Raw genomic sequence first — 1,038 nt, 5'->3', positions numbered from 1 at the left:
GGTTTGCAAATGCAAAATAATCTTAATTATTTTTATTTTATTTCCAATAGCACTGATTTAAAAGAAATTAATAATTATTTAAATGTTGTGGATGAGTTTCTTGTCTTTATGAGTGAAATTGAAAAATTACCATCTAAGTATAATCCAGGTAAAATAATGTTTGAAATTAATTTTATGACTTATAATATCTTGTTTTTTGGTTTTACTTTAGATATAAATCTTATGTGTTCTATACCTCAAAAAGAACAGTTATTAGAAAATATGATTAATTCTTATAAAAAAATGAATTTATTTCATGATGCAGATTTAAAATTTCAAGATCAAGAATTATACGAAACAATATATGTAACAAAAAAACTTAATTATTTCATAAATTTTGCTAAAGGAAGATTAAATGCATGCGGAAAATAATTTAAGTCCTGAAGATAGACAAGGTATAGAAAATGCTGTGCTTGCTAAAAAAGATATAATACCGGATTGGATAGCAAATTTTAATAGACAAGATATAGAAGACATACAAGATAAAACTCAATATTTGCGGGATACTGTAGATAGATTAAAAAACACCGTAAATTCCTACTCCAAGCAATATCCTACTTTAGAACCAATAGCAAGAAAAATAAGAATAATAACCAAACCAACAGAAAACACTTTAAAAATTATGGATTATTCTTTAGAATATGTCCTTAATGGCGAAAGGTCGGTAGTTATTAAAGCTATAGCTGAAGGGGTTGAAACTATTGTTTATACAGTTGGTATTTCTGCGACTGCAATTGCAGCTGGAATTGTGAGTTTGGTTGGTATATTATGTCCAGATTCAGCACCTTTGGTAGCATTTGGTGCCTTTGTAATATTCACTCAAGGAGAGGAGCTGAGTTACTATATATCACAAAAAGCTAAAGAAATAATAATAATTTTTTTAAATCCAAAAATACAATATTTTCCACAAACTATCCATCTGGGCAATGGACAATATTATAAAAATGATAAAAATATAGATGAAATATTCAACAATATATACGAAGTTCTTGGTTTCTC

At 27.0% G+C, this 1,038-nt stretch carries 1 protein-coding gene and 1 pseudogene; both read left to right on the top strand.

All coding sequences use genetic code 11. The annotated features are described in order from the left end of the window. Nucleotides 1-411: pseudogene (locus CAMP5053_RS08175) on the top strand (hypothetical protein); the annotation flags it as partial. After that, on the top strand, nucleotides 395-1,038 hold a 644-nt coding region (locus CAMP5053_RS08170), incomplete at its 3' end, for a hypothetical protein (RefSeq protein WP_337217638.1). The pseudogene CAMP5053_RS08175 and the gene CAMP5053_RS08170, both read left to right, overlap by 17 nt.

The sequence above is a fragment of the Campylobacter sp. S4:11 genome (assembly GCF_024723695.1).
In the GTDB taxonomy this organism is placed as follows: domain Bacteria; phylum Campylobacterota; class Campylobacteria; order Campylobacterales; family Campylobacteraceae; genus Campylobacter_D; species Campylobacter_D jejuni_C.
Note: the sequence above shows the minus strand (reverse complement) of the source record. Positions and strands in the feature narration are given on the sequence as shown.